We start from the raw sequence: 20,975 nt of genomic DNA, 5'->3' as shown, positions 1-20,975 counted from the left end.
TACAATAACCGAGGTTTCTCGCCTCGGTTAAATCATATGGTTATGCGCGTTCTGTTTGTTCTGTTGCTCCTGTTTTCTGGTGGCGTAGGTGCGGCCTTGCCCGCTCGCTATATGCAAACTACGGAAGATGCGGTGATCTGGGCGCATATTGGCAATAAGACGGAGACTGTCGGTAATTTACGCGCGGGACAGATTATTGCCGTTGAACCGGATGCAAAGGATTACTACACCTTCAACTTCGGCTTTGGCAAAGGCTACATCGACAAAGGGCACCTGGAACCTGTGCAGGGGCGTCAGCGTGTGGAAGACGGCCTGGGTGACTTAAATAAACCGTTGAGTAACCAGAACCTGATTACCTGGAAAGATACTCCGGTCTATAACGCGCCGGACGTAGGCAGTGCGCCGTTTGGTACGCTGGCTGAGAATCTACGCTACCCGGTGCTCAGTCGGCTGAAAGACAGACTGAATCAGACCTGGTATCAGATTCGCATCGGCGAGCGGCTGGCCTATATCAGCGCGCTGGATGCTCAGCAGGATAACGGTATCCCGATTCTGACTTACCATCATATTCTGCGCGATGAAGAGAACACGCGTTTTCGTCATACCTCCACCACCACATCAGTGCGCGCGTTCAGTAACCAGATGACCTGGCTGCGAGATATGGGCTATACCACGCTGACGATGTATCAGTTAGAAGACTACCTCAATAATCGCGCAAACCTTCCGGCGCGTTCGGTCGTTATTACGTTCGATGATGGCCTGAAGTCCGTTAGCCGCTATGCGCATCCCGTCCTCAAGCAGTATGGCTTTAAGGCGACGGCGTTTATCATTAGCTCACGTATCAAGCGCCACCCACAGAAGTGGGATCCGAAATCGCTGCAGTTTATGAGTATTTCCGAGCTGGAAGGGATTAAAGATGTTTTCGACTTCCAGTCGCACACCCATTTCTTGCATCGGGTGGATGGCCAGCGACGACCTATTTTACTCAGCCGTAATTATCACAATATTCTGTTTGATTTTGAACACTCCCGTCGGGCGCTCGGGCAGTTTAATCCGCATGTGCTCTATCTTTCCTACCCGTTTGGCGGCTATAACGCGACGGCGGTGAAAGCGGCGCATGATGCCGGTTTTCATTTGGCGGTGACGACGGTGAAAGGGAAGGTGAAGCCTGGCGATAACCCGATGTTGCTAAAGCGGCTGTATATCCTGCGGACGGATTCGCTGGAAACAATGTCGCGGCTGATAGTCAATCAGCCGCAGGGGTAGTTTACTGGTAGGTTATCTGGAAGGTGACAGACGTTCCAAAAATGCCAGGGGTTACGGCTTCCGTCCCTGTTTTGACAAGCTTTGCCTTAAAGTTAGCGTTTACCGAGGTCACAGGCATTCCGATTATCTCACCCACGGCAATGACTTCAGCTGTGCTGTCGGCATACATTTGCGAATAGGCTGGAGAGCTTATTTTCACGCCGACGCCGCCAGCCGCGGTGATGCTGGCGTTGCTGGTGATCGAGTTGGTGAATAAGCTTTTATCCGCTGTGGTGTACGATGATTTAGCCACGAACGAGACTTCAATCGTCCCGGTACAGGTGCCGCTAATCTGGAAAGGCACCTCGGTGGTTTGGTCTTTCTCCACGTCACTTCGATACCAGTCGCCTAAATTCACGGTGGTGGGGGCTGTAAGAATGCAGGTCGGTTCGGAGAATGGAATGTAAAATGTGGCATCTGACATCGTAATCAGTGGACGAGGATGGTCGCTGCCCTCAGAGCTACTGGGGTTTCCCAGCACAATATGACCGATCGGGCCGCCGGCGGCGCTAAGAAAACCGATGCCTTCAGGCACGCCGCTAAAGCCCGGTAGCTGGTAGATATCCATGACCGCATGCCATTTTTTTTCACTGAAGTAGCTTTCATTATCATTAGATATCGCAGATTCGGTATATGAGCTGGTGTTGGTGAGGAACCATGCGGTAAGCGGTCGTCCGTCGGGGTAGAGCCCGATGGTGTACTCAATGCCCGGAATGTTAGTACGAAACAACGCCTTCCCATCGACAGAGCCGATTAATAAGCTGCTGTCCGTCATTGAGAAGACATCTTCGCCATCAATCCCCATCATGCAGTGGCTTTGCATCTGCGGGGTGAGTTCCATAATGATATTGCTCGCCAGCAACGTAGCGCTAGACACGGAAGGCAGGAAGGTGATCGTCGGTGCGGTACCAGGAGACATGATTTCCCGCGTTGTATCATTGTAAAATTTACATTCCTGGTCAGCATATGCTGCACCGGATGCGCCCAACAGTAACAACGCGGCCAGGTGAGGGGAGAGCTTCATCATAAATCCTTTTATTCGTAGCTGACGTCAACCAAGACGTTGCTGGTGACAACGCCGCTGACAACTGCGCCCGTATTCTGATAGCGCGCGTAAAACTGATAATCCGTTAAATACTGTGAACTGCTTTTCTCGCTGACGTCGTAAACAACATTTGAACTGCCATCGCTGTTTAAGACGTTAGTTTTAGCGTCCGCAGAAAAAATAACGATACCGACGTTTTGCGCGGCATCCACCGTGGCATCATTTTTGAAAACCTGGTTCTGGTTGCTCCAGAAGCCAGATTGCGGCGTAAAACTGAACATCAGTTGCTTGATACTGCCGTTATCGGCGCAGTCTTCGAGCCGCACGTTAAAAGGTGTGCCGCCAGCATCATCGGTTGGTGCATATTTACTGCTGCCGTCACTATGGTAAAACCATGCCCGTGCAACAGTGGGGAGATAAATCTCCCCTCCGTTTTCCAGACTCAGCTGACAAGTGTTGTTGATGATATTGGCCGTTAGGTTGATATCCAAACCAGCACTTGCCTGGCTTACCCCAGACGCCAGCCCACTCGTCAGGCCCGCAAGCAACACAAGACCGGGCTGGCGAAAAAAGAACGGTAATTGTTGCATGTGCATTACCTGCTTTACGGGTAGGTAACGGTGAAGGTGACCGGTGCGAACGCGGAGCCTGTTTTCACATCACTTATCGTTCTGTCTTGCGCGACAACGATACGTGAATTCATGGGAAACTCGCCGACACCTTCGGTAATAGTCACTTCCTGCGCTGCCGGCGGCCTTTTGCAGCTCAGCATAAGGCCGGTGTCCGCCTCGCCGGACCACACTTCAAACCCTGTGCCCAAGCCAGCCGCAAAGGAATCTCCATTGCTATTTGGGCCAGAGCATCCCCCGCCAGAACCCGGCTTGGCGGCTACAGTGGCGATGTCGACCCCGGAGCAGTTAGTGAATTTAATTTTCAGGGGTTCAATACGTGTTTTATTCGCGATATCGGAGATATAAACATCGCCAAAACCGATTTCTGCGGTTTCTGTCCCCGCTCCATTAACCACGCTAGCGTTACAGGTACCGGTGGTTACCGTTGATGTGAAGGTCATTTGCACGCTGTCGGTGCCGCTAATTGCCGCATTAACCATGCCGGAAAATAAAATGGCAGAAACGGATAAAGCGAGTAATGCTGAGTTAAATTTCATAGGAGTTCTCCGTTATTCTGCGCGAATTAATCGTATTCAAATTCGAATACAGCGGTGGCTTCAAATCTACCCACGGTCAGTGAACTGGCCTTGGTTTCTTGCAGAGAAGCGACCAACGGTACGGATTTATTCGAGATCTCCGTTTCCGTCCAGACCAAACGTTCTGCATCAGCGGTTGAGTTAATGACAAAAGGGGTGGTTGATGCGGTTTGTCGCGCGATGGTGACGGCGGAGTAATCTGAAACGCCAGTGCCTTTCGCCAGTGAGTTGGTTATCCCGGTGAGCAGATAGCCTGACGGCGTACCGGTGACCGTTGTTTTTAATGAGCTGAGCGATGCCGGGCATTCGACGATCACAATCTGGAAATTCGCCGTTGCCGCATTATTTCGCACATCATCGAGTCTAACCTCACCGTTAGCATTGCCTATTGTTAAGGTTTGCACAGTGTCGCTACCCTGACCACCGACTAACTTCATGTTACACGTCGTCTCTAAAATAGTGGCCGTGAAATTAACATCAAGGTTAGTGGAATTAGCAGCAAGCGCGTTTCCAGAGGCTGCCATCGCGACAAAGGCCGCGATGGGAAGACTGAGGCGGTTTCTTTTCATATAAACTCTCATTAGTTTTTCCCTAAACAGGTCATTACATGTGGCAAAGTTGATTACTTAATACGGGCGTTAGCCCCGCTTTTGCCGTGGTTGCGGTTAACTGATAATGCACCGTACAGGTGCTTTCTTTACCACTGCCCCACACCACGCGAAGTTCGCCTTGTGGGTCTACGCCGCGCACGTAGGCTTGCCCGGCCTGGCCTACGGTACCGACGGTTTCATTTTTCTCGTTAAGGACATCTGCGCCTAAAGGAATAAAACCTTTATCGCTGCGCAGTAATTCCAGAATCAGTGAGCGCCCTTCATTGGTTTCAAAATTGACCAGCACGACGGCACCGCTACGCGGTACGGTAACGGTACTGGTACTTTTGATTTCAACATCGTTTTCCAGCGTGCTGATATCCAGCGACACCCGGTTCTCGCGGTAGGCCGACATATACGGCAAAATGCCGTAGCCTGAGCTGCCGATTTCACTGCTGCTGTAACCTAACCCTGCACCTTTCGCGCCGCTGGCTTTTACCAGCGCGACGGCGTCGCTCTCGCCAATGCTGCCCGGCGCGAACGCTATACCGCCAGAATGCAGCACCATGCCACCGCTGTAGCTGGCGGAATATTGCTGGCTATTGTCGTCGCCAAAAGAAGCGGAAAGCCCTAATGGGCCGTAACTGCTGTTGAGGGAACCAAAGCCGCTCACCTGATTCAGATTGCCGTAATTACCGCTACTGGAGGCGGCGCTAACGGAGTAGCTGATGTCGTTATCTTTGGTGTTACCGCTGGCGGTGGAGTTGACGTTAGTACCGCCTTTCATGTCAGAGCGCAGGCCCATGTTGATATTGGAGAAGCCGCCAGAACGTTCCCCGCTGTGGGAAAACATACTCAGTGGAATACTGAAGCTGACATAGATGCTGTCGTCTTTATTGCCGTTCTGGTCATAGGCACGTTGTACCGACAGGCTATAGCTGCCGTAGGCAAAACTGTTGTTGTAACCCACGCTATAGTTGGCCGTTGATCCCGCATCATTCCAGTAATCTTGCCATGTTCCGCTGACATACACAGAACCCCAGGCAGTTTCTCCCTGGTTTAAGGGCTGGTTGATACTGACCTGCACCTGGTTTTTGGTGCGCTGGTAATCAGCATAAAGCTCATCACCTGATTGGTAACTTTGCTGGGCGTATTGCCGGTGTTTAACACTGTCTTGCAGAGACGCAGCGTCATTCAGGCTGAGGTAATCTTCGGTGGAAAAGCGATAAGCGGCGACGTTAAACGAGGTATTGGTCGCTTCTATCATTTTGCTGTATGTCAGTCGGTAGCTTTGCCCACTGAGTGTGCCTAGATCATCAATGCTGGCGTGAGATTGCGTCACATCAAAGGCGAATGCGCCAATGCCGGTGTTCATTGCCAGGCCTAATAACCCGGCATAGAAGTCCATATCGGTATATTGCGCGCCAATATAGCCGGTAAAGGTGTTGTTCAGGCCATAGTAAAACTGCGCGTAACCCACCTGTGGTTTATCATGCAAAGAATCATCGTTCAGCTCGCCGACGCCGATATCCCAACGTGTCGCGCCGGGGCGTAACATTTGGGTGACAGAAGAAAAGGGGACAGAAAAGCTGCGTTTGCTGCCATCGGTTTCTTCTACGGTAACCAGCAGATCGTTACCGTAACCCGTGGTGCTGAGGTCGTTAATCTCAAACGCGCCCGGCGGTACGGTCGTTTCGTAGATTTTATTACCGCTTTGCATCACCGTGACTTTGGCGTTGCTGTTGGCGATGCCGCGGATGACGGGCGCATAGTTGCTGGAGCCCATCGGCAGCATGCGATCGTCGTTATACATGCGTGTCCCGCGCAGACTGAAGGAGTCAAACGCATCGCCACGGGTATAGGAATCGCCTATCACCATTTGCGCTTTCAGCGCCGTGATATCTCGCTGTAAATAAACGTCCTGATTGTTGTATTCGCTACCGGTCTCTTTGTTCCAGTTAAGGCTACCTCGGGAACGCAAACGCCACGGCCCCATATTTAAACCGTAACGCAGGCCCATGTAGGCGGTATCGGATGTCGTACCATTGCCTTCACTGTGCCACGCGTTCATATCATAAGAGACGATTGCTGCTGGAACACCATCCTCCCACAGAGAAGGGTCAACATACCCGGCGGGGCGCTTCAGGATATAAATTTGCGGGAAGTTAAGATCCATTGCCTGTTTGCCGGAATCATAAGTTGCCGTAGCTCCAGGGTAGTATTTTTTTATATCCAGGCATGAAGTGTTGTCATCAGCCTCGAAATCATCGCTCATCGAGGTGGGATCAACACCTGCCTGGGTGAGTAAAAGTGGCGTCAGGCACGCGCTGGCGCGCGGCGTACCGTTTTCATTAAAGGTAATTTCAGAGGTGGATTTCAACGCATTGTTAAGGTTTACTTTTACACGATAGGTTCCGGCGAGTACCGGGTTGCCATACGTATACCGACTAATATCGATATTAGCACCGCTGTTAAGTAAAAATTGCTCGTTAAATTCTACGGCTTCATCTGACTCGACAATGGTTTTAGCTGATTCTGAACTTGCAGCAGAAACAGAAAAAGGGAGCGCAGCGCCAATAGCAAGGCATAGTAATGAGCGTTGAAATAGCATTCTTTATCCGAATAATTGATGTGGGCTATTGTTGCCCACAATATTGAAGCGTAATTATTATTAATTAGTCGATTTTGGCTTCTCGCTTATCTGTACCGCCATTATCATTAATGGTGTTATAGATAACTGTACCACTGGTATTACTCGAAAGATTTTTTACGGGCATGCCTATCCCGCTGAAGGGCAAAACAGATTTACTGTCGACGGTATATTCTTTGCCGCCCACTTTAAATTTAACGTTCGAAATGGAAACATTGTACGGGCTATCATTCTGGGCAAACAGTGAAAACGTATTGCCTTCTTTTTTCTGCGACCATTTTAGATTTTCAGCCGCATCGCCAGGCGTGCCTTTCAGGCCATCTGGACGGAAAAATAATTTGATACGCGTGCGAAAGGCGAGTTGAAGTTGATTTAAATTTTCGCCTTCTTTCGCTTTTGATTTTGGCGGGATTTCCAGCACGTTAAACCAAAACAGTGATTCCCGATCCTGAGGTAATGCGCTACCCATATACGTAATGCGTAAGGATTGCCCTTTTTGTGGATCGATACGAGATACCGGGGGAGTAATGACAAATGGCAGTTTTAGCTCCTGAGGATCAACACCGTCACGCCCGTCATCCAACCAGGTTTGCACCAGTAGCGGTTTATTTCCCCGATTATCCAGATTCACAATCACGTCTTTTGATGACTGCGGGTACACTATACGTGTTCCGGAAATGACGATATCCGCGTTGACCTGGAACGCTGTAAATGCCGAGAAGGCCGCAGCAGCGAAGCAGGTGGCTTTAAATCCCTTTGTGATAACCGTATTGACCATTTTACCCTCCCTGTAGGTACACTTTAAAATCCCCCAGCACAGTCGCTGAGGGATTGGCTAATCTTTTTAAATAAAAGGATTAGTTATAAACAACGGTGAAGGCAACCTGCGCCTGTACGGTTCCTGCCGTTACCGGGCTGCTGTCCTTATTCCACTTCTGGCCCTGGGTGTAGGCTACGCGGTAGAACAGGTCACCGGTACCATCAGCGGAAATAGTGGCTTTCTGCGTGTTGTTAGTCTGGTCAACTTTGATCAGATCGGTAGCGCCGTTGCCGTTGTTAGACAGCACCAGGTTAACGTTTTCTGCCGCACCCTGTAGGTTAGCCGGCGGTACTAACAGGCCACCAGACGTAGAACTGGAACCACCCCAGGAATCAAACTGAGCGGAGGCATCTTTTACCGTTGCGTTATCACATTCGCTCAGGTTCAGAGCGAATTGTTTTTCGCCCAGAGTACTGTTCTCACCCAGCGCGTCCGCGAAGTTTTTAACGAAAACGGTATCCAGAGTAACGTCAAAATCATTACCGTCTTGATCGATTTTATTATCGAGAGAGATTTTACAGGTATTGTTAGAAACCAGACCGTGGAAAGTAATTGTACCCGTATCTGAATTCGATGCCATTGCAGAGCCTGCGCTCAAAATCATTGCCACAGCGGCTGCCATACCATATTTTCTAAAAGACATGTCTAATATCCATATTTAGTTTTTAAATATAAACATAAGATATAATTTCATATATCTTATTTTTTGAAATATTAAATTTCGGAGCGTATTTTATAGAGGGCGATGACGAAAGGGAATTGGGAGATTATTAGAAATGCTTTAAGTTCTTTTAAGTATAATTAAAGTGTATTACTTAATAAATAAGATAGATAATAAATAATATTATTTATAGGTTTTAAATACAACTCATCAAAAATATGTTTATCTTGATGAGTTGTATTAGTGGTGAGATCTAGGCGACCTGTACCGGAATGGCTTTTGCAGTACGTTTCATTTCGTTGTCGCCTTCGAAATAGGCCACTTTCGGACGCCATGTACGGGCTTCTTCGTCAGACATAGTGACGAAGCTGGCGATAATCACAATGTCGCCAACTTCAGCACAGTGCGCCGCTGCACCGTTCACCGAGATGATTCTGGAGCCGCGTTCAGCCGCAATGGCATAGGTTGAGAAACGTTTACCATTGGTCACGTTCCAGATATCAATAGCTTCGTTTTCCAGAATACCTGAGGCATCAAGGAAATCCTGGTCGATGGCGCAGGAGCCTTCGTAATGCAGGTCCGCCTGCGTGACTTTTACGCGGTGGAGCTTGCCTTGCAGCATGGTGCGAATCATAACTTCTATACCCTGTCGTTTACCTTGGCTAAGCAGGCGCGACTGGCCTGCTTTGAGAAATCTTCAGGCAGTATTGCCCGATTTTTAACCCCTGTCTACTGGGCTAATGTAACGCTTTGATTATCGATCAGACGAGCCTGACCCAGCCATGCTGCGGCCAGAATCACCGCGCGTTTACTGGTTTCAGTCAACTCCAGCAGCGTGTCGGCATCACGAATCTGAATATCGTCGGCGCGGAAGCCTTTTTCATTCAGTTCTTGTTCGGCAATGGTAATAATTTCTTGCAGCTCACGATTACCCGCAATCAGCTTTTCAGCGATACCGTTCATCACGTTGTGCAGGCCTGGCGCAATTTTACGCTGTTCTGCCGTTAGATAACCGTTACGTGAGCTGAGGGCCAGACCGTCTTTGGCGCGAATAATCGGTACGCCAACGATCTCAATGTCATAACCCATGTCCGCTACCATTTTGCGGATCAGCGCCAGCTGTTGGAAATCTTTTTCACCAAAGCAGGCGATATCGGGTTGGATCAGGTTAAACAACTTGCTGACGATAGTGGAAACACCACGGAAGTGGCCCGGGCGGCTGGCGCCTTCCAGCATGGTAGAGAGGCCGGGAACATCAACGAAAGTCTGGCCTTCCAGACCCTGCGGGTAGATCTCTTCAACGGCCGGAGCAAAGACATAATCGACTTTACGCTTGTTCAGCTTTTCGCAATCTTCCTGCAGGGTGCGCGGATAGCGCACCAGATCGTCTGGTCGGTCAAACTGCATCGGGTTAACGAAAATGCTGACGAACACCACATCAGCCCGCGCTTTTGCTTCATCGACCAGTTTCATATGGCCGTCGTGCAGGTTGCCCATGGTGGGAACCAGTGCGACGCGTTTGCCTTCCTGACGCAGACGACGAATATGCTGGCGCAGCAGCGGCAGGGTTTCAATGATTAACACGACAAGACTCCTTGAGTTGCCTGAGGTACCGTAGGCCGGATAAGACGCGTAGCGTCGTCATCCGGCACGGTCAGAAAATTAGTGGAAGCTGTGCTCTTCGCCCGGATAAACGCCGGACTCCACTTCAGCCATATACTGCCGCACTGCGGCGCGCATGTCGCCTGCTTCATTGAGGAAATTCTTCGCAAATTTCGGAATATGGCCGCCGGTAATACCAAAGGCATCATGCATGACGAGGATTTGCCCGTCGGTGACGTTGCCGGCACCGATACCAATCACCGGGATCGACAGCGCTTCAGTGACGCGCTTCGCCAGCTCAACCGGCACGCACTCCAGCACCAGCAACTGAGCACCAGCGGCTTCTAAGGCCAGCGCATCATCCAGCAGTACCTGCCCGGCGTCGCCGCGGCCCTGAATTTTATAGCCGCCGAAGATATTCACCGACTGGGGCGTTAATCCCAGATGACCGCAAACCGGCACCGCGCGTTCGGTGAGCATTTTCACCGTATCTACCAGCCAGGCGCCACCTTCGATTTTGACCATATTAGCGCCCGCGCGCATAACCACCGCAGCGTTTTCAAACGCCTGCTCCGGAGTGGCATAAGCCATAAACGGTAGGTCGGAGAGCAGCAGACAATTCGGTGCGCCGCGACGCACGGCTCGGGTGTGGTAAGCAATGTCTTCAACGGTGACGGGCAGGGTGGAGTCGTGCCCCTGTACCGTCATGCCCAGCGAATCACCGACCAGCATCACGTTGATGCCTTCATCGGCAAACAGCTTAGCGAAGCTGTAGTCGTAGGCGGTGATAGTCGCGAAGCGCTTTTTCTCTTGCTTGCATTTCTGCAGCAGTGAAATAGTGGTGGGTTTCATAACATTTCCTGATGATGAAAGTCATATTTATCGGCATTCTAACAGTCACATTCAGGGGGGCAATTGTTTTAAGCAATCGTTTGGCGCTAAAGCAGTAAACGCTAAAGGGGAGAAGATACTTTACCAGTGTGCAGGTTTTGCGGCACCAAGATGGGTGAGGTGCTGATGCAGGCTGATACCATCCGGAAAGATAAGCTCAGGAGCAATTTCGAATAACGGCCACAGCATAAAACCACGGTTTTTCATGTCGTAGTGCGGTACGGTCAGACGTTCGGTGTTAATCACTTCATCGCCAAACAGCATAATGTCGAGGTCCAGCGTTCGTGGTCCCCAGCGTTCGGCTTTGCGCACCCGCCCCTGCTGTAACTCAATGCGTTGGGTGTGATTGAGTAATTCTTCCGGCGCAAGGGTGGTTTCCAGTGCGACGGCGGCGTTCAGGTAATCGGGTTGATCCTGTGGGCCTAATGGTGGCGTACGGTAAAATGAGGAGACAGCCACGATTCGGCTGTCAGGGATTTCACCGATCGCTTTCACGGCAGCATTAACCTGCTCCAGAGGGGAGGCTAAATTACTGCCGAGGGCGATATATACCCGTCGTTTTTCAAGCTGCATCTGTGTCACCACCTTGATGCGACTCGAAATTTGTTGGGTATACGTGATAGGTCATGCGGAGCCTTCACGGCGTGGCGCGCGTTTACGCGGGCGACGATGGCGACGACGTGCGTCTGGCTCTTCATCCAGCTCGTTCAGCATGCCTTTTTGTTCTGGCGGCGCAGAAACCTGGAATTCACCCCACCATTTCGCCAGTCGCTGCAATTCCGCGTTGTGTTCGACTTCAGCACGCAGCGCTAACAGGTCGTAAGCTGCGCGGAACTTTGGATGCTCCATCAGCTTCCAGGCGCGTTTGCCCTGGCGACGGGACATACGTAACTGCAACTGCCAGATATCGCGGGTCAGTGAGGTCAGACGTTTCGGGATCGCCAGCGAGCGGCAGGCTTCGTCCAGCACGTCGTTCATTGCCAGCGCGAAAGCATCGTAATAGGCCAGACCGCTTTCTTGCGCAATTTTCTGTGCGGCTTCCAGTAACGGATACCAGAACATGGCAGCAAACAAGAACGCCGGGTTAACGCGCATATCATTGTGAATGCGGTTATCGGTATTCTTCAGTACCTGGGCAATGATGCGTTCCATTGGGCTGTCACCGTCTTCGGTGAAGTAGCGCGTAATGGTTGGGAACAGCGGTTGGAACAGGCTGTACTCACGCAGTTTTTTATAGGTTTCGTACCCATAGCCCGCCTGTAACAGCTTGAGCGCTTCTTCAAACAGGCGTGCAGGAGGAATATCGTTAAGCAAGGTTGCCAGACGTGGGATCGGCTCTGCGGTTTCCGGGCTGATACGCATGTCGAGCTTGGCGGCAAAGCGTACGGCGCGCAGCATGCGCACGGGATCTTCGCGATAGCGCGTTTCCGGATTACCGATCAGGCGAATGATGCCCTCTTCGAGATCCTGCATTCCCCCAACGTAATCACGTACGGTGAAATCGGCCACGCTGTAATACAGGCTGTTAATCGTGAAATCGCGACGCTGTGCATCTTCTTCGATGGAGCCGAAGATGTTGTCACGCAGCAGCATACCGTTTTGCCCACGCTGCGATGTTGTGCGATCGGATTCGCTGCCTTCATGATGGCCGCGGAACGTCGCCACTTCGATAATTTCAGGGCCGAACATGACATGGGCCAGACGGAAACGGCGACCGACCAGGCGACAGTTACGAAACAGTTTGCGCACCTGATCCGGCGTTGCGTTAGTGGTGACATCAAAATCTTTCGGTTTTTTGCCCAGCAAAAGATCGCGTACACCACCGCCAACCAGCCATGCCTCGTATCCGGCCTTATTGAGCCTGTACATTACCTTCAGGGCATTTTCACTGATATCTTTGCGGGAGATAGAGTGCTGCTCACGCGGAATTACCGTCATATGTGGACGGGCGACGGCGAGCTCAGCCTCGCGCTCCTCGCGGCTTAGCACCTTGCGGCAAAAATTAGCGACTCGGGTAAAAATAGTGCACCTCGGTAGTGTCAAACTTCAATCAGAACAAGTGTTGCTGTGTAAAAATAGCGGCTAATCATAGCTCAGCATGATGCATTTGAGAATGCCGGATTTAAGATCGCCGATTCAGGCACCGCTGTCAGACGCCAATTCTCAACGGCAAACTCCAGGATCTGATCAACCTGCATATCCTGCCACGGGATATCGGCACGCTGGCCGAGAAAGCGCAGCGCGGCAATAATCACCGGACGCGGATCGCCTTGCGGCAGCGCAGGTGCATGATTTTGTTTTGAAAGTTTAGCGCCTTGTTCGTTGAGCGCCAGCGGAAGATGAATATAGTCAGGTGCTTGCCAGCCAAACTGCTGATACAAAGAGATTTGCCGCACCGTGGGTTCGATAAGATCGGCACCGCGTACAATCTCTGTTACGCCCTGAAAGTGGTCATCAACCACCACGGCGAGGTTATAGGCAAAGAGCCCGTCGCGACGGTGAATGATAAAATCTTCGCCTGCAAGCTGTGGATCTGCCTGAATTTCACCGCGCAGTTGGTCAGTAAACTGCATCACCGGGTGACGTTGCTTTATGCGGACTGCCGCCTGCTCTGGTCCGAGGCGTAACTCACGGCAGTGGCCGTCATAAATACCGCCGACGCTTTGAATACGCGCCCGCGTACAGGTGCAGTAATAGCTCAGATCCTGTTGATGTAACCAGGCGAGCGCCTCGCGGTAGGCGTCATGACGTTGGGATTGCCATAAAATATCGCCATCCCAGTGCAGTCCGTAATGTTCCAGCTGACGCAGAATCGTATCTGCAGCACCGGGAACTTCACGAGGGGGGTCAATATCTTCAATGCGCACTCGCCAGATTCCGCGCTGTGCGCGGGCCTGCAGGTAACTCCCGAGGGCGGCAATTAGTGAACCGAAATGCAGTTCGCCAGAAGGGGAAGGGGCGAAGCGGCCTATATAGTGTGAATCGCTCATTTTGCGGACTAACAAATAATAAGGCGGGAGAAGCTCCCGCCTGTAGTAAACGTGGTAAAAATGACCGGAATTAACCTGCCATTTGTTTTTCGCGGATTTCTGCCAGCGTTTTACAGTCGATGCACAGATCGGCTGTCGGACGCGCTTCCAGACGGCGAATACCAATTTCTACGCCGCATGATTCGCAGTAGCCGAAATCTTCGTCTTCTACTTTCTTCAGCGTCTTCTCGATCTTTTTGATCAGTTTGCGCTCACGGTCACGGTTACGCAGCTCAAGGCTGAATTCTTCTTCCTGTGCGGCGCGGTCCACCGGATCAGGGAAGTTAGCCGCTTCGTCTTGCATATGAGTTACGGTGCGATCGACTTCATCCCTAAGTTGATTGCGCCATGCCTCAAGAATACGCCTGAAGTGCGACAGCTGGGCTTCGTTCATATACTCTTCGCCCGGTTTCTCCTGGTACGGCTCCACCCCAGCGATGGCGAGAATACTCAGGGACGATGTTTTACGGTTTTGCCCTTCTTGCATGTTGCTTCTCCTTAACACGCACTATCGATCCCCATGTTCGGGGGAAAAATCAGGTCGCTATAAATAGCAGATGCTTTTCCGGATAGCAATTATCTAAACGTAACACTTGACAACCCTGTGAGGAAAAGCGTATTTGCCCACGCGCCCAGAATACTAATTGACCAGATATTTACACCATTACAAGGTAATGGGCAACGGCTCTTTAAGAGTCATACCGTGGGCAGAAAGTTCCGCTTTATAAACCAGAATTTCAACCCCCTTAAGCTGTGCTTCAACTAATAATTGCGCATATTTTGCATCGATATGGCGCGCGGGTGAAAACCGTGTAATGGCTGAATGTAGCACGGCGAAAAATATCACTGCCCGCTTGCCTTCAGCCGCTACGCTCATCAATTCCCGAAGATGCTTCTGACCTCGTTCAGTGATGGCATCGGGAAAATAACCCTGCTCTTTTTCCGCCAACGTGACTGATTTCACTTCAATATAGCAGTCAGGTCGGGAATCTGCCTGTAACAAAAAGTCGATGCGGCTCCCTTCGGCGCCGTATTTTACTTCACTTTTCAAAGTACTGTAGCCTGAAACTTCCGAAATTAACGCCTGCTGAATCGCCTCTTTCGTTAATCTGTTGGCCCACAGCGTGTTAACACAAATAAATTCACCGGATTGGGTTTGCGTTAATTCCCAGGTATGTGGATATTTGCGTTTAGTATTTTCTGATGTCGAATACCAAACGGTGTCACCTGGTATTGCGCATCCGGTCATCGCACCGGTATTTGGGCAGTGTAGCGTTAACGCTGTGCCATCGGGTGTGATCACATCCGCTAAAAAGCGCTTATAGCGCTGAATGAGCGTTGCAGGTTGTAAAGGTGGAGAAAATTGCATAAGCAGTCCCTTTAATTATTCAGTCAGCGTCCAGCGTTGCAGCGGCGTATAACGCGTGCGTCCTCGTGAAAATGAGGAGGAGTAAAGTGCGAACTCCGTTACCGGAAATGACCAGCCAAAGCCCGGTGGAGGGATTGGAACCGCGTGACCGGCATCGCGCAGCAGCGTGATATGTGGATGAAACGGCTGCGGGCTTTGGTAGCAACCGCTGCGTGCGGCCTGTGCCCGCAGCATATTCGCCAGTTGCAGCAACCCGCGCGGCGGCTGACGCATTCCCAGCCACACAACCCGGGATCGCAACCATTGCCCGGCATCATCGAGTTTGAGCGTAAAACCTGGCTGGCGAATACGCCCCGCGAGCTGCGACAGCGCCTGTTGCTTCTCAGCGCTGACGTCGCCTAAAAAGGCCAGCGTCAGATGCAGATTATCAGCCGCGACGGGGCGACCCGCTTCAGGGGGGAACTGCGCGGCCCGCCAGTGGATTAGCTGCTCCCGAACCCCGGCTGGCAATTCAATCGCAAAGAACAGCCTTTTTGGCTCAGACATGATGGATACTCGGTTATGAATTAACGCGATGCTACAATGCAGCGCGAAGAATGTTAACCCTCTGGAGCCATTTGTGACGTTGTTGCCCATTGCTGCCGTAGTGCCTGAACTGCTTACCGCCCTTGATGCCTCGCCGCAGGTTCTGCTGACGGCGCCGACCGGTGCCGGGAAATCGACCTGGCTGCCGTTGCGACTTCTTGAGCATCGCGGTATCACGGGGCGGATTATTTTGCTGGAGCCGCGCCGCCTGGCAGCGCGCAATGTGGCGCAACGATTAGCGGAATTGCTGAACGAAAAGCCTGGTGAAACCGTGGGCTATCGCATGCGTGCACAAAGTTGCGTAGGGCCGCAGACCCGGCTGGAAGTGGTAACAGAGGGCGTCCTGACGCGGATGATCCAACGCGATCCTGAACTGACAGGCGTCGGGCTGGTGATCCTCGACGAATTTCACGAACGGAGTTTACAGGCTGATCTGGCGCTGGCGCTATTGCTGGATGTACAGCAAGGGCTGCGGGACGATCTGAAACTGTTGATTATGTCCGCCACTCTGGATAACGGGCGTTTGCAGCAGATGTTGCCCGATGCGCCGACGATCGTTTCTGAAGGCCGCGCATTTCCCGTTGAGCGGCGGTATCAGCCGTTGGCGGCGCATTTGCGTTTTGATGAAGCGGTGGCGATAGCGACGGCGGAGCTATTGCGCCATGAAAGCGGGTCACTGCTGCTATTTTTACCGGGTGTGGGCGAAATCCTGCGTGTACAGGAGCAGCTGGCTACGCGTGTAGGCAGCGATGTTGTGCTGTGTCCACTGTACGGCGCGTTAACGCTTTCCGAGCAGCGTCAGGCGATTGTGCCCGCGCCGCAAGGCAAACGCAAAGTGGTGCTGGCCACCAATATTGCTGAAACCAGCTTGACGATCGAAGGCATCCGACTGGTGGTGGACTGCGCCCAGGAACGCGTGGCGCGCTATGACGTGCGTACCGGTCTGACGCGACTGATTACCCAGCGCATCAGCCAGGCCTCGATGACTCAGCGCGCGGGACGTGCGGGTCGTCTGGAGCCCGGTATTTGCCTGCATCTGCTTGCCAAAGAGCAGGCAGAAAGAGCGGCAGCGCAGGGGGAAGCGGAGATATTGCAGAGCGATCTGTCCGGGCTACTGATGGAGTTGCTGCAATGGGGATGTACCGAACCTGAACAACTGAACTGGCTGGATACGCCGCCCGCCATCAACCTGCAGGCGGCAAAACGGCTGTTGCAGATGCTGGGCGCGCTTGAGGGCGACAGGCTCAGTGCCCGCGGGCAGAAAATGGCGGCATTGGGTAACGATCCTCGTTTAGCGGCGATGCTGGTCTGTGCCAAAAATAATACCGAAGCGGCTACGGCGGCAAAACTGGCCGCGATTCTGGAAGAGCCGTCGCGCGGTGGAAGTACCGATCTGACCGTGGCGTTTTCACGAAATCAGCCCGCCTGGCAGCAGCGCAGTCAACAGTTGCTGAAACGGCTTAACGTTAGCAGCGGGCAGCCCGACAGCACGCTGCTCCCCTCATTGCTGGCGCGGGCGTTTGCCGATCGGATCGCGCGTCGACGCGGGCAGGAAGGGCGCTATCAGCTGGCGAATGGCATGGGCGCCATGCTGGATGCCGATGATGCCTCAGGACGCCATGAATGGTTGATAGCGCCACTTTTGTTGCAGGGCAGCGCTTCGCCAGACGCGCGTATCTTGCTGGCTCTGCCGCTGGATATCGAGTCGCTGATGCAGGCATGTCCTGAGCTGCTGCAACAGTCCGACACCATCGAATGGGATGAAACCCAGGGAACGTTAAAGGCATTGCGTCGGTCGCGCATTGGTCAGCTCACGGTAAAAGTACAGCCATTGGCCAAACCCTCGGAAGAGGAGTTGCATCAGGCGATGTTGAATGGCATTCGCGATAAAGGGCTAAGTGTGCTCAACTGGACGCCGGAAGCCGAGCAGTTTCGACTGCGTCTGCAATGTGCGGCAAACTGGTTGCCAGAGTATGACTGGCCCGCGGTAGATGAGGATTCTCTGCTGGCGTCGCTGGAGACCTGGCTGCTGCCGCACATGGGCGGTGTGCACTCGTTACGCGCATTAAAAGCACTCAATGTGGGACAGGCGTTGCGCGGTTTACTGGACTGGTCAATGTTGCAACGTCTGGATAGTGAGCTGCCTGCGCATTACACTGTGCCGACGGGAAGCCGGATTGCCATTCGCTATCATGAGGATAATCCTCCAGTATTGGCAGTTCGGATGCAGGAAATGTTTGGTGAAGCAAAGACTCCAACCATTGCCCAGGGGCGCGTGCCGCTGGTGCTGGAGCTGCTGTCTCCGGCCCAAAGACCGCTACAGGTGACGAGCGATCTGAGCGCGTTCTGGCAGGGATCGTACCGCGAGGTGCAAAAAGAGATGAAAGGGCGTTATCCCAAACATGTCTGGCCGGACGATCCGGCGAATACCGCGCCAACGCGGCGCACCAAAAAGTATTCGTAATGTAACTGTAGGCCGGATAAGGCGTTATGCCGCATCCGGCGAAAGAGCGGTAATAATTGAGAGATTTCTTCTTCTGTCGCAGGACGGAAGAACAGAGAATCGGGCCCTTGCGCCTGAATGTTGCGGAGAAAAAGCATGGCGGGGAATGACCGCGAGCCAATTGGACGTAAAGGAAAACCCTCGCGTCCGGTGAAACAAAAGGTGAGCCGTCGTCAACTCAGAGATGATGAGTATGACGACGATTATGATGATGATGACTATGAGGATGAAGAACCGATGCCGCGTAAGGGTAAAGGCAAAGGGCGTAAGCCTCGTGGTAAGCGCGGCTGGTTCTGGCTGCTGGTAAAACTGTCGATTGTCTTTTTGGTACTGATCGCCATTTACGGCGTTTATCTGGACCAAAAAATCCGTAGCCGTATTGATGGCAAAGTCTGGCAGCTTCCTGCGGCAGTTTATGGCCGTATGGTTAACCTTGAGCCAGAAATGCCTATCGGCAAAAACGAGATGGTGAAGCTGCTGGAGGCCACGCAGTATCGTCAGGTGACGAAGATGACGCGTCCGGGCGAATTTACCGTACAGGCGAAGAGCATCGAGATGATTCGTCGTCCGTTTGACTTCCCGGACAGTAAAGAAGGGCAGGTGCGTGCGCGTCTGACCTTTGACGGCGATCATCTGGACACCATCGAGAATATGGATAACAACCGCCAGTTCGGTTTCTTCCGTCTCGATCCGCGTCTGATCACCATGCTCTCTTCACCTAACGGTGAGCAGCGCCTGTTTGTTCCGCGTAGCGGCTTCCCGGATCTGCTGGTGGACACACTGCTGGCGACCGAAGACCGTCACTTCTATGAGCATGACGGTATCAGCCTTTATTCCATTGGCCGTGCGGTGCTGGCGAACCTGACGGCGGGTCGTACGGTACAGGGGGCCAGTACGCTGACTCAGCAGCTGGTGAAAAACCTGTTCCTGTCCAGCGAACGTTCCTACTGGCGTAAGGCCAACGAAGCCTATATGGCGCTGATCATGGATGCGCGTTACAGCAAAGACCGCATTCTTGAGCTGTACATGAACGAAGTCTATCTCGGCCAAAGCGGTGATAACGAGATTCGCGGCTTCCCGCTGGCGAGCCTCTATTATTTCGGTCGTCCGGTAGAAGAGCTGAGCCTCGACCAGCAGGCGCTGCTGGTGGGGATGGTTAAAGGGGCGTCGATCTACAACCCGTGGCGTAACCCGAAACTGGCGCTGGAGCGTCGTAACCTGGTTCTGCGTTTGCTGCAACAGCAGCAGATTATCGACCAGGATCTGTATGACATGCTGAGTGCGCGTCCGTTAGGCGTACAGCCGCGTGGTGGGGTGATCTCCCCGCAGCCTGCCTTTATGCAGATGGTGCGTCAGGAGCTCCAGGCGAAGCTGGGCGATAAAGTTAAAGATCTCTCCGGCGTGAAGATTTTCACCACCTTTGATTCCGTGGCGCAGGACGCCGCAGAAAAAGCGGCGGTGGAAGGCATTCCTGTACTGAAGAAACAGCGTAAGCTGAGCGATCTGGAAACCGCGATTGTGGTTGTTGACCGCTTTAGCGGCGAAGTTCGCGCCATGGTCGGCGGAGCAGAACCGCAGTTTGCGGGCTATAACCGTGCGATGCAGGCGCGTCGTTCGATTGGTTCTCTGGCCAAGCCTGCGACCTATCTGACCGCGCTCAGCCAGCCGAAGTTGTACCGCCTGAATACCTGGATTGCCGACGCGCCGATTGCACTGCGTCAGCCGAACGGCCAGGTGTGGTCACCGCAGAACGATGACCGTCGCTATAGCGAAAGCGGTAGAGTGATGCTGGTGGATGCGTTAACGCGTTCAATGAACGTGCCAACGGTAAATCTGGGGATGGCGCTGGGCCTGCCTGCTGTAACCGATACCTGGTTGAAGCTGGGGGCGCCGAAAGATCAGCTTAACCCGGTTCCGGCCATGCTGCTGGGGGCGTTGAACCTGACGCCAATTGAAGTGGCGCAGGCATTCCAGACTATCGCCAGCGGCGGGAACCGCGCGCCGCTGTCGGCGCTGCGTTCGGTGATTGCCGAAGATGGAACCGTACTGTACCAGAGTTTCCCACAGGCCGAGCGTGCCGTTCCGGCGCAAGCAGCGTATATGACGCTGTGGACTATGCAGCAGGTGGTTCAGCGTGGTACAGGTCGCCAGCTTGGCGCGAAGTATCCGGGTCTGCATCTGGCAGGGAAAACCGGGACCACCAACAACAACGTGGATACCTGGTTTGCCGGGATCGACGGCAGCCAGGTGACCATTACCTGGGTGGGCCGCGATAATAACCAGCCAACCAAGCTGTACGGTGCCAGCGGCGCGATGTCGATTTATCAGCGTTATCTGGCCAACCAGACGCCAACACCGCTGGTGTTGACGCCGCCGGAGGATGTGGTGGATATGGGCGTAGACTACGACGGTAACTTCGTTTGTAGCGGCGGGATGCGCACGCTTCCTGTATGGACCACCGATCCGGATTCACTGTGTCAGCAAGGTGAGATGCTGCAGCAGTCGGGTAATCCGTTCGATCAATCTTCTCAGCAGCCGCAGCAACAGCAGCCTCAACAGCAGCAACCGCCGCAGCAAGAGAAGAAGGACGGCGATGGCGTAGCCGGTTGGATTAAAGAGATGTTTGGTAGTAATTAATTCAGTAATAAATTAGACCTAAACACCCGCTATTAGCGGGTGTTTTTATTTCTGGGTAAAATGATTTTTATTTTTTCATGA

The 20,975-nt window shown here is 52.7% G+C and carries 19 protein-coding genes; 3 read left to right on the top strand and 16 right to left on the bottom strand.

Going from position 1 to position 20,975, the window contains the following annotated elements:
• Positions 1 to 36 precede the first annotated feature (36 nt).
• Complete coding sequence (locus OGY13_RS09175) at positions 37 to 1,266, top strand: polysaccharide deacetylase family protein (protein WP_020996224.1); 1,230 nt, start codon at positions 37 to 39, stop codon at positions 1,264 to 1,266.
• Between the two features lies 1 nt (position 1,267).
• On the opposite strand, the gene OGY13_RS09170 is transcribed toward OGY13_RS09175, so the two are convergent.
• From OGY13_RS09170 to thpR, 16 genes are all read right to left on the bottom strand, one after another.
• Positions 1,268 to 2,329: a fimbrial protein StkG gene (locus OGY13_RS09170; protein ID WP_213752825.1), complete on the bottom strand. Its 1,062-nt coding sequence runs from the start codon at positions 2,327 to 2,329 to the stop codon at positions 1,268 to 1,270.
• A gap of 11 nt (positions 2,330 to 2,340) precedes the next feature.
• Entirely contained in the window at positions 2,341 to 2,940 is a 600-nt protein-coding gene (locus OGY13_RS09165; protein WP_198802722.1) for a fimbrial-like protein, read from the bottom strand.
• A gap of 14 nt (positions 2,941 to 2,954) precedes the next feature.
• Positions 2,955 to 3,518 carry a fimbrial protein gene (locus OGY13_RS09160; RefSeq protein ID WP_057067425.1) on the bottom strand — a complete coding sequence of 188 codons (564 nt, stop codon included), beginning with the start codon at positions 3,516 to 3,518 and terminating at the stop codon, positions 2,955 to 2,957.
• A gap of 26 nt (positions 3,519 to 3,544) precedes the next feature.
• Complete coding sequence (locus OGY13_RS09155) at positions 3,545 to 4,126, bottom strand: fimbrial protein (RefSeq protein ID WP_057067426.1); 582 nt, start codon at positions 4,124 to 4,126, stop codon at positions 3,545 to 3,547.
• 34 nt (positions 4,127 to 4,160) lie between these two features.
• Positions 4,161 to 6,758, bottom strand: a complete 2,598-nt coding sequence (locus OGY13_RS09150; protein WP_286593778.1) for an outer membrane usher protein — start codon at positions 6,756 to 6,758, stop codon at positions 4,161 to 4,163.
• Positions 6,759 to 6,822: 64 nt separating this feature from the next.
• Positions 6,823 to 7,575 carry a fimbrial chaperone gene (locus OGY13_RS09145; protein WP_137377587.1) on the bottom strand — a complete coding sequence of 251 codons (753 nt, stop codon included), beginning with the start codon at positions 7,573 to 7,575 and terminating at the stop codon, positions 6,823 to 6,825.
• Between the two features lie 79 nt (positions 7,576 to 7,654).
• Positions 7,655 to 8,260, bottom strand: coding sequence for a fimbrial protein (locus OGY13_RS09140; RefSeq protein WP_213752824.1), 606 nt, complete (start codon positions 8,258 to 8,260; stop codon positions 7,655 to 7,657).
• A 271-nt stretch (positions 8,261 to 8,531) separates the two neighbouring features.
• Positions 8,532 to 8,912: an aspartate 1-decarboxylase gene (panD, locus tag OGY13_RS09135; RefSeq protein ID WP_000621526.1), complete on the bottom strand. Its 381-nt coding sequence runs from the start codon at positions 8,910 to 8,912 to the stop codon at positions 8,532 to 8,534.
• 95 nt (positions 8,913 to 9,007) lie between these two features.
• The gene (gene panC, locus OGY13_RS09130) at positions 9,008 to 9,862 is read right to left on the bottom strand and encodes a pantoate--beta-alanine ligase (protein WP_008786233.1); all 855 of its coding nucleotides are present in this window, start codon (positions 9,860 to 9,862) and stop codon (positions 9,008 to 9,010) included.
• Positions 9,863 to 9,940: 78 nt separating this feature from the next.
• Positions 9,941 to 10,732, bottom strand: coding sequence for a 3-methyl-2-oxobutanoate hydroxymethyltransferase (gene panB / locus OGY13_RS09125; protein WP_057066628.1), 792 nt, complete (start codon positions 10,730 to 10,732; stop codon positions 9,941 to 9,943).
• A gap of 120 nt (positions 10,733 to 10,852) precedes the next feature.
• On the bottom strand, positions 10,853 to 11,344 hold the full coding sequence (gene folK, locus OGY13_RS09120; protein WP_003829228.1) for a 2-amino-4-hydroxy-6-hydroxymethyldihydropteridine diphosphokinase: 492 nt from the start codon (positions 11,342 to 11,344) through the stop codon (positions 10,853 to 10,855).
• A 51-nt stretch (positions 11,345 to 11,395) separates the two neighbouring features.
• Positions 11,396 to 12,793, bottom strand: a complete 1,398-nt coding sequence (gene pcnB, locus OGY13_RS09115) for a polynucleotide adenylyltransferase PcnB (protein WP_204192014.1) — start codon at positions 12,791 to 12,793, stop codon at positions 11,396 to 11,398.
• A 71-nt stretch (positions 12,794 to 12,864) separates the two neighbouring features.
• The gene (gene gluQRS / locus OGY13_RS09110) at positions 12,865 to 13,761 is read right to left on the bottom strand and encodes a tRNA glutamyl-Q(34) synthetase GluQRS (RefSeq protein WP_032942389.1); all 897 of its coding nucleotides are present in this window, start codon (positions 13,759 to 13,761) and stop codon (positions 12,865 to 12,867) included.
• A gap of 70 nt (positions 13,762 to 13,831) precedes the next feature.
• Positions 13,832 to 14,287 (bottom strand): RNA polymerase-binding protein DksA, encoded by a 456-nt coding sequence (dksA, locus tag OGY13_RS09105; RefSeq protein WP_003829221.1) that lies wholly within the window; start codon positions 14,285 to 14,287, stop codon positions 13,832 to 13,834.
• A 177-nt stretch (positions 14,288 to 14,464) separates the two neighbouring features.
• Positions 14,465 to 15,169 (bottom strand): DNA/RNA nuclease SfsA, encoded by a 705-nt coding sequence (gene sfsA, locus OGY13_RS09100; protein WP_186413719.1) that lies wholly within the window; start codon positions 15,167 to 15,169, stop codon positions 14,465 to 14,467.
• Between the two features lie 15 nt (positions 15,170 to 15,184).
• Entirely contained in the window at positions 15,185 to 15,715 is a 531-nt protein-coding gene (thpR, locus tag OGY13_RS09095; RefSeq protein WP_213752863.1) for an RNA 2',3'-cyclic phosphodiesterase, read from the bottom strand.
• Between the two features lie 73 nt (positions 15,716 to 15,788).
• Here thpR and hrpB point away from each other — a divergent pair, with 73 nt between their 5' ends.
• Positions 15,789 to 18,218, top strand: a complete 2,430-nt coding sequence (gene hrpB / locus OGY13_RS09090) for an ATP-dependent helicase HrpB (protein WP_213752864.1) — start codon at positions 15,789 to 15,791, stop codon at positions 18,216 to 18,218.
• A 135-nt stretch (positions 18,219 to 18,353) separates the two neighbouring features.
• Positions 18,354 to 20,894: a bifunctional glycosyl transferase/transpeptidase gene (gene mrcB / locus OGY13_RS09085; RefSeq protein ID WP_060682734.1), complete on the top strand. Its 2,541-nt coding sequence runs from the start codon at positions 18,354 to 18,356 to the stop codon at positions 20,892 to 20,894.
• The last annotated feature ends 81 nt before the right edge of the window (positions 20,895 to 20,975 follow it).

It is taken from the genome of Citrobacter sp. Cpo045 (genome assembly GCF_030332875.1).
Lineage (GTDB): Bacteria > Pseudomonadota > Gammaproteobacteria > Enterobacterales > Enterobacteriaceae > Citrobacter > Citrobacter portucalensis.
The sequence above is the reverse complement of the archived record's forward strand: the minus strand, read 5'-3'. Positions and strand labels throughout refer to the sequence as shown.